Below are 10,363 nucleotides of genomic sequence, written 5' to 3' on the forward strand. Positions count from 1 at the left end.
AAATTAACGTATTGGGATTGATGTGTCCCTTGGTATTTTATGTCGTGTATGTGTAGGGTGTACTTGTGGGTAATTTTAAACGGTCTATCCGTTAAAAGGTTCTGCCCGCCAAATGGTAACGGTAATATCCTCAAGGTCTATTTTATAATTCTTACCGGCCACCATATTGAAGAAATGAACGGAAGACTCCCTTTTAATTTTATCGGCAAGCATCGAGGTATCGATCTCCCCACTATCCTGTCGCCACATAAAAATCGAATTCTCCTCTACTTGGATGATGCGGTGTTTAGCTGTAAACTGTGCAATATAAAGCGTCATTAACTAAGGAAATTTAGTACAAAGATACGGCGTAATTTTGAATAATTGGAATTGAAAAATTTCATTATCCATACGTTTCCATGAACCACAAAAACCCCATAAGGTCAATATATTACAGCAATGATTAGAGGTGGTCTTACCCCGAAAGATATTCAACCGATATCGGAAAAAGAACAAAAACCCAGGTGTAGGGGCTTTCTTAATCGTTCAATTTTAGAACGGCCATAAAGGCTTGCTGTGGTATTTCCACATTACCCACTTGACGCATCCGTTTCTTTCCTTTCTTCTGTTTTTCCAACAGTTTACGTTTACGCGAAATATCACCCCCATAACATTTGGCGGTAACATCCTTTCGTAGGGCCTTGATGGTTTCCCTGGAAATGATCTTTGATCCGATGGCTGCCTGAATAGGAATATCAAATTGTTGTCTTGGGATAAGCTCCCGTAATTTTTCACACATTTTCTTTCCTATATTGGCGGCATTATCAGCATGTATAAGGGCCGATAAGGCATCAACGGGTTGTGCGTTCAGAAGAATATCGACCCGAACCAATTTAGAGGTACGCATTCCGATAGGGGCATAGTCAAAAGAAGCATACCCTTTGGATACGGTCTTTAATCGATCGTAAAAATCAAATACTATTTCCGCTAAGGGCATATCAAAATTCAATTCGACCCGTTCGGTGGTCAAATAGGTCTGATTGGTAATGACTCCCCTTTTTTCAATACATAGCGACATTACGTTACCCACAAAATCGGCCTTTGTGATTATAGTGGCCTTTATATAAGGCTCTTCCACACGGTCTACTGTTGAAGGATCGGGAAGGTCGGAAGGATTGTTCACAATCAAGGGAACTTCAGGATCCTTTCGTGTATACGCATGGTAACTTACGTTGGGTACGGTAGTGATTACCGTCATATCAAATTCACGTTCCAGTCTTTCCTGGATGATTTCCATGTGAAGCATGCCTAGGAAACCACAACGAAATCCAAAGCCTAAGGCCGCACTACTTTCAGGTGTAAACACCAAGGAAGCATCGTTAAGTTGTAATTTCTCCATAGAGGAACGAAGCTCTTCGAAATCTTCGGTATCCACCGGATATATTCCTGCGAAAACCATGGGTTTTACATCTTCAAAACCTGCTATGGGGTTTACGGTAGGATTGTTGGCATCGGTGATGGTATCACCCACTTTGACTTCCCTGGCATCCTTTATACCGGTAATCAAATAACCCACATCCCCGGTTCGAATGACCTGTTTGGGATGTTGCGTCAATTTCAAGGTACCTACTTCGTCCGCATAGTAGTCCTTATCCGTGGCAACGAATTTTATCTTTTGTCCCTTTTTTATTTCGCCATTAATAACCCTAAAGTACGTTTCCACACCTCTGAACGGATTATAAACGGAGTCGAAGACCAAGGCTTGTAAAGGTTCGTCGGCAACGCCCGTTGGTGGTGGAATGTGTTCAATAATGGCCGTAAGGATCTCTTCGATACCAATACCGGTCTTGGCACTGGCGGGAATGATCTCGTCGGCATCACAGCCTAAAAGATCTACAATATCATCGGTTACTTCCTCTGGGTTGGCACTTGGTAAATCTACCTTATTGAGTACAGGAATGATCGTAAGGTCATTTTCCAAGGCAAGATATAAGTTACTTATGGTTTGAGCCTGAATACTCTGCGCGGCATCGACGACCAATAGTGCTCCCTCACAGGCCGCTATGGAACGGGATACCTCGTAGGAAAAATCTACGTGGCCTGGGGTGTCGATCAGGTTAAGGATATATTCCTCACCCTTATAGACATAGTCCATTTGAATGGCATGACTTTTAATAGTGATGCCACGTTCACGTTCAAGATCCATACTATCGAGAAGTTGTTCCTTTTTTTCACGTTCTGTCACAGAACCTGTAAAATCAAGCAACCGGTCGGCCAAGGTGCTTTTACCATGGTCAATATGGGCAATAATGCAAAAGTTTCTTATTTTTTTCAACTACGCTTCAGATTAAATGTCATTTATGTAAGACCCTAAGTCTTTGTAATTAGACGTACTTCCTTTAAAAGTGCAAATATAATGTAAAATAAACCGTAGTTGATTTGGCGTATTTATAGATAGGAGGGTTTTTTATGGTATTCTCGATGAATCGCACATTATATTGTAGGATTATTCGGTTAATAATTGTTAAATTCACGGGCCAATTATTTAGTTACGTGAATTATAGAGAACTTTTCCTTACCTACCTTTGTTTATTAACGTCCAGTTTTTTGTTACAGGCCCAGGAATTTTCAATCCAAGGGAAAGTGATCAGTAATGAAGGAGAGCCTGTTTGGTTGGCCAATGTTTTGTTGTTAAGTCCCACGGATACTGTTTTGATCAATGGGTCTTCCTCGGATGAAAGAGGACTTTTCAAGATTACCGGAATACCATCTGGCAATTACCTTCTTAAAGCCAGTTACCTCGAGAATGAATCTGATTATGTGGCTGTGGATATGACTTCCGATATGAACGTTGGTGCATTGTCGATTAGTAATTACGCCCAAATGTTGGATGAGGTGGTTGTATCTACCCAAAAACCAAGAATCGAACGCAAGGTCGACCGTTTGGTGTTCAATATCGGGAATACGGCCCTTTCTGACAGCGATATTTGGGAAGCCCTAAAACGTGCCCCTGGGGTGGTTGTCATTAATAATCAGCTTTCGGTCAATGGGAATAAGGATATTGGAATCATGATCAACGGCCGAAAAGTAAACCTTCCCAAATCGGATGTCATCAATCTACTTTCAGGAACTTCTGCAAGCAATGTCGAATCTATTGAGGTGATTACCAATCCCCCTTCAAAATACAGTGCCGAGGATGGTATGTTGATCAACATCAAAATGAACAAGAACCTTATTGCAGGGTACAACGGGGCCATATTCAATCGTTATACCCAAGGGGTTTATCCAAAACATACCATAGGTACCGACCACTATTTTAAAGGCAATAAGGCGGGATTGTCCTTAAATTATAGTTTCAATAAGGAAAAATGGTATACGAAGTATACCGATATAACGAATTATATCGAGGATGGGGAAGTAACCTCCACGTGGAAAGCCAATGAAGATTATATCCGACACCGAAAACGCCATAATTTCAATGCGTTTTTCGATTATGTTTTCGATGAAAAAAATACACTGACCCTTTCAACCTTAAACCAATGGAGTCCAAAGGTGAATAGGGTATATGCCACCGAAACCGATATTACCGATGCCAATGGCGGTGATCTTTCAAGCTTTATCACGACAAACGATTCAGGGGAGGATCAAATAAATACTTCCTTTTATCTCGATTTTGTACATAAGTTTGGAAAAAAAGGGGCCGAATTATCGTTGAACACCCATTATACCTATTACGATTATGAACGTGGACAAGATTTGAATACTACCTTTTTTGATAGCAATCAAGCACTTACCGACCAAAACGATTTTTTTACGAATGCTACCCAGGACATCAACCTTTTTAGTTTACAGGCTGATTTTGTTAGCCCGATAGGTACGTTCTCAAATTTTGAAACAGGACTTCGGTTTGCAGGAATCCACTCCGGTAATGAGATAGACCAATCAGGATTCGATCGCGACCAACCCGGTATCAATCCTACCGAATCCGCTTCGTTCGACTATGATGAGAGTATCTTTGCAGGGTATGCGAGTATGGACAATACATGGGGGAAATGGAATGTGAAGGCCGGACTAAGGGGCGAATTCACCAAGACCAAGGCGAATTTGGATGTTCTCAATTCATTTAACAAGGACACCTATTTTAAACTATTCCCGTCGTTATCACTTCAATACACGCCCAATAATGATCACGATTTCCATTATCATTATTATCGAAGAATCACACGACCCCGTTACAATAGCCTAAACCCCTTTCAGGTTTTTCAGAGTTACAATTCGGTGATCGAGGGTAACCCGGACCTTTTACCCTCATCACGACACTATATGGTGGGTGGGTATACGTATAAGCGTGCCTATACCTTTGAACTGTTCTATAAAAATCGGGTAAACAATTACCAACTACTGGTGTTTCAGGATAATGAGAATGAGATATTGCGATTCATCAGCTCCAATGTGGATAGGGATATCGCCTATGGTTTTAACGTGACCGTCAATAAGAACCTTACCAATAATTGGAGTTTTTATTTTATGGCATCAACCTCATATATGGAAAGTAATTTCACCGATTTGGGTTCGGGGCAAAAGATTAGCGAAGGATTGTGGAATACCTACATACGATCTAATAGCGGGTTTTCTTTTTTAACCGATAAAAGCCTTAAGGCCGATATCAGCATCCTGTATTCTTCCCCGGTAATCCTTGGCAACTCGCGGCAGGAAGATTATTTTAATATGGGTATAGCACTGCGTAAAACCATTTGGGACAACAATGCTAGTATTTCCTTAGGTATCGATGATGTTTTTAATGAGGCCAGCCTTTTCAATACCAGAAAATATTTAAACCAGAACAACACTTCGTATTATCGTCCTGAAAGTAGATTGTTGGTCCTAGGTTTTAGATATCGGTTTGGGAACACTAAGATACGCAGCAATAAGAAATCGAAGCGGGTTGATGAACGGGGTCGTATTTAATCTTGCCACTCGGCAATGAACAGATTGGTATCCCTACCACCCCCATTGTTTCGATTGCTCGAAAATGCCAAATACTTACCGTCGTTCGAGAAAACGGGGAATGCATCGAATGTCTGCCCATGGGTTACACGTTCCAGGTTTTTCCCATCAACATCGATGAGGTATAAATTAAAAGGAAAACCTTTCTCTGCCTCAAAATTGCTCGAAAAAAGGATTTTTTCCCCAGAGGGATGAAAAAACGGACTCCAATTGGCATTGCCCAAAAAGGTCAATTGTTTTAGGTTACTGCCATCGGCATCGCAGATAAAGAGTTCCATTTCGGTAGGTTGTACCAGTCCTTGTGCCAAAAGGTCTTTATATTCCTTAATGGCTTCCGGTGTTTTGGGCCGTGAGGCCCTAAAAATCAATTGGGTGCCATCAGGGGAGAAAAATGCCCCTCCGTCATATCCCAGTTCATCGGTAATCTGTTTGACATCGCTTCCGTCAAGGTTCATGGTATAGAGTTCCAAATCCCCACTTCGGGTAGAGGTGAAAACAATCTTATCCCCTTTGGGAGAAACCGTGGCTTCTGCATCATATCCTGGTTCATCGGTTAATTGGGCGGTGATATTTCCCTCCAGATCTGCAACGAAAATATCGAAGGAATCATAAACGGGCCAAACGTATTTCCCGTTTTTACGCAAGGGTACTTCAGGGCAGGCCGCATCGGCCAAATGGGTAGAACCGTAAACAAAATGTTTGTTGTCCGGAAGAAAATAGGCACAGGTGGTTCGCCCCATTCCCGTACTGACCATAGGGGGTTTACGATCCTTGAAGTTTTCATCCACATCCATTAAGAACATCTGATCGCACTCAAGTCCCCAAGCGGCATTGTTCGATTGGAAGATCATTTGACGGTCATCAAAACTCCAGTATGCCTCGGCATTATCGCCCCCGAACGTAATTTGGCGAATTGATTTGAAATGTTTTTCCCCGTCGTAGATCAGGGTATCCGAACCGGCCATTAGTGATGTGGGCTTTTCTTTTTCCACTATCGCCTTTTTAGGCTCGGTCTTACAGTTCGTGAAAAGGATTACAAAGGAGAAACACAGTATAAATCTCATAGGATGTTTATTTTTGGTAAAAACTTGGCACAAAAATGATAAAAAAGATAATAATTCCGCTGATTTTAATTCTGATTGTTTCCTGTAAGCAAGAAAAGGCAACGAAATACAAGCTTCAAGACGATGTTTATTTCTTGGCCAGTGATAGCCTAAAAGGGAGGGCCACGGGAACCGAACAGGAGTTACAGGCGGCAGCGTATATCAAAGAAAGAATGCAGGGCCTTAGCCTGAAACCTGCTGGGGATTCGGCCACTTATTATCAAACCTTTTCCTTTACCCCAAAGACAGATCCCCATCAAGAGGTTGCTTATGTTCATGGTGAAGGGGCCGTAACCGGTACCAATGTGATAGGTTTTCTCGATAATAAAGCAAAGCATACGGTAATCATCGGTGCCCATTACGACCACTTGGGCATGGGAGGTCAAGGTTCCCTATACCGGGAAGGTAAGGCCATACATAATGGGGCGGACGATAATGCCAGTGGCGTGGCGGTAATGCTTCAACTTGCCGATAGTCTACAGCAAAACGGACCCAAAAACAACAATTATCTGTTTATGGCCTTTTCCGGGGAGGAAATAGGTTTGTTGGGAAGTAATTATTTCGCCAAGAACCCTACCATCAATCTAGATGAAGTTACCTATATGATCAATATGGATATGGTCGGAAGGCTTCGGGAAGACAAGACCCTTTCCATCAGCGGAACAGGTACTTCCCCAATATGGAAGCAAGTATTGAACGCTACCAACCCCGGATTTAAATTGGTCCTTAAGGAATCCGGAGTAGGACCCTCGGACCATACGTCCTTTTACCTACAGGATATACCGGTATTGCATTTTTTTACGGGACAACATAGTGACTACCATAAACCCACCGATGATGCCGATAAACTCAATTATGAAGGCATGCAAATGATTACGGGCTATATTACCGAAGTGGTCAGGGAACTGGACGACAATCCCAAATTGGTATTTAAAAAGACCAAGAACGAAAGCGATGAAGTTCCCCGTTTTAAAGTGACCTTGGGTGTGGTTCCCGATTATCTTTTCGATGGTAAGGGAATGCGTATCGATGGCATCAGTGAAGACAGACCCGCCCAAAAAGCCGGGCTGCGGAAAGGTGATGTGGTGGTTCAAATGGGCGATAGTACCGTGGTGGATATGATGGGCTATATGCGGGCCTTGTCCGCTTTTGAAAAGGGCAATACCACTAAGGTGGTCGTAGACAGAAACGGGGAAAAGGTCACTGTGGATATTACCTTTTGATTGATAAATGATGAAGTTTGGTTTGACCCTGGGTTTAACCGTGGTCGAGGATGCCCTATTGGTCAGAAGTGCTAAAATGAATACTTCCCACGGGGTTAGAACCCCTTTGAAACATGCAGATAGGACATGTTATTCCATGAAGTGATGGGGGACTCATTTAATTTTTGGCTTCGGGGCGCTTTTCACGTAGTTTTGCATTCCAAAATAATGTGATGCCAAAAATCGGAGACATTCAATTACCGGACTTCCCACTATTGCTTGCCCCTATGGAGGATGTGAGCGATCCACCCTTTCGTGCCTTGTGCAAGGAACAGGGGGCCGATGTGGTTTACACAGAGTTCATCTCTTCTGAAGGATTGATCCGAGATGCCGCAAAAAGCGTCATGAAACTTGATATATACGAAAAGGAACGTCCTGTAGGCATCCAGATTTTCGGTGCCAATCTCGATTCCATGTTACAATCGGTAGAGATTGTTGAAAAGTCGAAACCCGATATCATCGACATCAATTTTGGCTGTCCGGTCAAAAAAGTTGTCAGTAAAGGTGCCGGTGCAGGAATTTTAAAGGATATCGCCCTTATGGTCTCTTTGACCAAGGCCATGGTCGAGCATACGCATTTGCCTATAACCGTTAAAACCCGTTTGGGGTGGGACCATGACTCCATAAAGATCGTTGAGGTCGCTGAACGACTTCAAGACGTAGGGTGTAAGGCCATTTCCATCCATGGGCGAACCCGGGTTCAAATGTACAAGGGGGTTGCCGATTGGACACCGATTGCCGAAGTAAAGAACAACCAACGCATGCACATTCCTATCTTTGGCAATGGGGACGTAGACACCCCTGAGGCCGCCATGAAAATGCGCGATGATTTTGGACTTGATGGTGCCATGATCGGAAGGGCGAGTATTGGCTACCCTTGGTTCTTCAAGGAAGTGAAACATTTTTTTAAGACCGGGGAACATTTGGCACCTCCCACAATGCAAGAACGCGTAGAAGCAGCCCGTAGGCATTTACAGATGTCCATTGATTGGAAAGGGGAAAAATTAGGGGTTTTTGAAACCCGTCGCCATTATACCAATTATTTTAAGGGTATTCCCAATTTTAAGGAATATCGAATGAAAATGGTAACCAGCGATGATGCCGTTGATGTATTTTCGACTTTAAATGAGGTTTTGGAAAAGTTCGGGGATTATGATTTTAAGGACTCCTAGATCGAAATCAATTTTTTGGTGATCCTACTACTTGCAATTTTAGAAGCGATAATGCCCAGGACCATAATGGTGGCCAATACGATTAGGATATTCATCAAGCGATATTCAACAGGGTAGGATAGGGATGGGGTGATCTTTAACCAGCCAAAGGCCAATTGTGACCAAATCAAAATCGAAGCTAACAAAACCCCTATGACTCCGCCCGCCGTAGTGACGATGACCCCTTGCACAAAATAAATCCTTCGAAGATCTTTGATCGTAGAGCCTAGACTAAAAAGGGTTTTAGAGTTCTGCTGCTTATCCAAGATCATCATGATAATGGCCCCGACCACATTAAAAAGGGCAATGATCAACACCAAGGTAAAGATCAGATAGGTCGCCAGGTTTTCGGTATTCAACATACGGTAGAGCGAACTGTTCAGTTCTTCCCTGTTCTTTAAGGTGATGGTATTCTTAAAAATGGTGGCAATTTTGTTTCTTAGTTCGGGTGTATCGGTATTGGGGAGCAATTTGAAATTGATCCCGGAAACCATAGTAGTGTCTTTTTCCAAAAGTGCCTGTACAAGGGATAGGTCGGTAAATACATATTTGTGGTCCAAATCCTCTTCCACCGAATAAACGCCACTGATGACGAGGGGCAATTCGTTATAGGGTTTGGTTTGCGAAAGGGAACCTTTGCCCGGTTTGGGGGCAATGACCACGAGTGGGTTTCGTGTTTGGTTTATGGTCAGTCCCAATTTATTGGTCAAACCGATGCCTGCCACTCCCTGTTGGGGCGCATAAAACCAATTCCCGAAAATAAGCGCACTATCAATTTCGGTTGTCGTCGTATACCCTTGATCTACACCCTTGATGTAGGCAAAATGGTTTTTGCCCTTATAGGTAAAGGAAACCTGTTCTTCCAATTCCTTGGAAAAGGAAGTAATATCGGTAATCTGGGTCAGCGCCTGTTCCTGTTCGGGGTTGACGCTAAAGAATTTTCCCGTGGTTGGGGTTGCTTTCAGGTCAGGGTCGAAGATATTGGTATAGGAAAGGCTAAAGGTCTTTAGGCCTGCAAAACCAGATAGGACGATAAATAAGGAAGCCGATCCAATAACAATGACGATAAAAGTGACAAAATTAATGATGTTCACAGCGTTTTGGCTGCTTTTGGAACGTAGGTATCGTTGCGCTATGTAGAACGGGAAATTCAAGATAGAGGCCTACTTTTTTTTACGTTTTTCAAGAAGTTCCCTATTTTCAATGGGGTTTTCTTCCCTTTTCAATGACTTTTCAATGTTCTCGATATAATCCAAGGAATCGTCTAAATAGAACAAAAGCTGTGGCACCCGCCGTAGTTGGTGTTTGGTACGTTGGGCCAGTTCGTGCTTGATCAGGGGTTGGTTCGATTGTATGCCCTTGATCAATTCCTTGGCATCTTTATTGGGGAAAATACTGAGGTATACCTTGGCAATGGAGAGGTCGGAGGTTACGTTGACCTTGCTCACCGAGATCAAGATACCGGTCAACCCCCCATCAATGGCGGCGCGTTGTAAAATATCAACGATATCCTTTTGGATGACCCCGCTTATCTTTTTCTGTCGTTGTGTTTCCATGAGGCAAAAATACGCAGAAATACGTGTAAATTTGTTTTCAGCGTATATTTCGACGAAAATGGACATTTTTGAGGTTATTTATGCTTGCAGCGTTTAAAAATAAACACTAATATTGCATCCGCAAATTACGGGTCCCATAGCTCAGTTGGTCCTGACGCGTAGCCACGGTCAGGATGCTGATAAGCAGAGCTTCATCAGCATTAGAGCAGGGACAGAAGGAATAATAGTAAGGTAAAATAATATTT

The 10,363-nt window shown here is 42.8% G+C and carries 8 protein-coding genes; 3 read left to right on the forward strand and 5 right to left on the reverse strand.

The genetic code is table 11. The features are described from left to right. Nucleotides 1-84: 84 nt before the first annotated feature. Together HPE56_RS18280 and lepA are read right to left on the reverse strand one after the other, a co-directional pair. Nucleotides 85-318, reverse strand: coding sequence for a GTP-binding protein LepA (locus HPE56_RS18280; RefSeq protein WP_109648474.1), 234 nt, complete (start codon nucleotides 316-318; stop codon nucleotides 85-87). A gap of 199 nt (nucleotides 319-517) precedes the next feature. Next, nucleotides 518-2,314 carry a translation elongation factor 4 gene (gene lepA / locus HPE56_RS18285; protein WP_188245192.1) on the reverse strand — a complete coding sequence of 599 codons (1,797 nt, stop codon included), beginning with the start codon at nucleotides 2,312-2,314 and terminating at the stop codon, nucleotides 518-520. 218 nt (nucleotides 2,315-2,532) lie between these two features. Between lepA and HPE56_RS18290 the strand changes: the two genes are divergently transcribed. Beyond that, complete coding sequence (locus HPE56_RS18290) at nucleotides 2,533-4,947, forward strand: TonB-dependent receptor domain-containing protein (protein ID WP_188245193.1); 2,415 nt, start codon at nucleotides 2,533-2,535, stop codon at nucleotides 4,945-4,947. On the opposite strand, the gene HPE56_RS18295 is transcribed toward HPE56_RS18290, so the two are convergent. Next, nucleotides 4,944-6,050, reverse strand: a complete 1,107-nt coding sequence (locus HPE56_RS18295; protein WP_188245194.1) for a TolB family protein — start codon at nucleotides 6,048-6,050, stop codon at nucleotides 4,944-4,946. The two genes, HPE56_RS18290 and HPE56_RS18295, sit on opposite strands and share 4 nt — an antisense overlap. 38 nt (nucleotides 6,051-6,088) lie before the next feature. Here HPE56_RS18295 and HPE56_RS18300 point away from each other — a divergent pair, with 38 nt between their 5' ends. Next, nucleotides 6,089-7,312, forward strand: coding sequence for a M20/M25/M40 family metallo-hydrolase (locus HPE56_RS18300; RefSeq protein ID WP_188245203.1), 1,224 nt, complete (start codon nucleotides 6,089-6,091; stop codon nucleotides 7,310-7,312). Nucleotides 7,313-7,524: 212 nt separating this feature from the next. After that, entirely contained in the window at nucleotides 7,525-8,523 is a 999-nt protein-coding gene (gene dusB, locus HPE56_RS18305) for a tRNA dihydrouridine synthase DusB (RefSeq protein ID WP_188245195.1), read from the forward strand. On the opposite strand, the gene HPE56_RS18310 is transcribed toward dusB, so the two are convergent. Continuing rightward, complete coding sequence (locus tag HPE56_RS18310; RefSeq protein WP_188245196.1) at nucleotides 8,520-9,716, reverse strand: ABC transporter permease; 1,197 nt, start codon at nucleotides 9,714-9,716, stop codon at nucleotides 8,520-8,522. The two genes, dusB and HPE56_RS18310, sit on opposite strands and share 4 nt — an antisense overlap. 9 nt (nucleotides 9,717-9,725) lie before the next feature. After that, the gene (rbfA, locus tag HPE56_RS18315; RefSeq protein WP_188245204.1) at nucleotides 9,726-10,118 is read right to left on the reverse strand and encodes a 30S ribosome-binding factor RbfA; all 393 of its coding nucleotides are present in this window, start codon (nucleotides 10,116-10,118) and stop codon (nucleotides 9,726-9,728) included. Between the last annotated feature and the right edge of the window lie 245 nt (nucleotides 10,119-10,363).

Source organism: Maribacter aquimaris (assembly GCF_014596745.1).
GTDB classification, from domain to species: Bacteria; Bacteroidota; Bacteroidia; order Flavobacteriales; family Flavobacteriaceae; genus Maribacter_A; species Maribacter_A aquimaris.